1 protein-coding gene is annotated in these 696 nt (G+C 64.9%); it reads left to right on the forward strand.

Annotated elements, in window-relative coordinates:
- Window positions 1-133 precede the first annotated feature (133 nt).
- Window positions 134-696 (forward strand): WD40 repeat domain-containing protein (locus FXN61_RS49815; RefSeq protein ID WP_223165933.1); only part of this gene is annotated, 563 nt, incomplete at its 3' end.

A 696-nucleotide genomic window follows, 5' to 3' on the forward strand; every position in this document is an offset into this window, starting at 1 on the left:
TCTGGCTGGGAAGAATGTCCTGGTCATGGGGCGCGGCGTTGGCCGCAACAGCGTGATCGAGATCCGCGACATCGCCAGCGGAAAGTCGGCGTGTGATCCTGTCGCGTGGCACCAAACGGTCCAGAAGCTGTCCGTGGAAGACGTCGACGGTGCGACGAAGGTCGTCGTGCAAACGCGCGTCGGCATCTTCGTGCTCGTCTTGGGAGAAGACGAACCGGAGAAGGTGCTGGACGATGAGGACCGGCACGGCAGGCCTGCTGAGTGCTTTGCCTTGGGGCGGCACAGGGACGAAAGCATCGTGGTCGTCGCGCGCCAGGCAATCCGGCGAGTTGATTCTGCGCGGTCGGTCGTCAGCAGCCTGACCGTGCATTCGGCATCGGGCGGAAGTCGCGTACTGGTCGAGGACCATGCTGGTGAGATCACCGGTATGGCGATCGGCCGGTGGGACGGGCATGAGGTGGTTGTCACCGGTGACGGCGACGGATTCATCCGCGTCCTGTGCCTGGAAAGGGGACGGGAGTTGGCGCACATTCGGGCGCATGGGGAAGCGGTCACGTCCGTGGCGTTCGCCAGGAACGCGGAGACCACGCTGCTGGTGACCTCGGGTGAGGACAATCGCGTTGGCGTCTGGGATCCTCGTGGTCCTGGCGGGCTGGTGGGAGAGACCGACTTTCCCGACAGCCTTGGCGCGGTTGC

The sequence above is a fragment of the Lentzea indica genome (assembly GCF_012184385.1).
GTDB classification, from domain to species: Bacteria; Actinomycetota; Actinomycetes; order Mycobacteriales; family Pseudonocardiaceae; genus Lentzea; species Lentzea indica.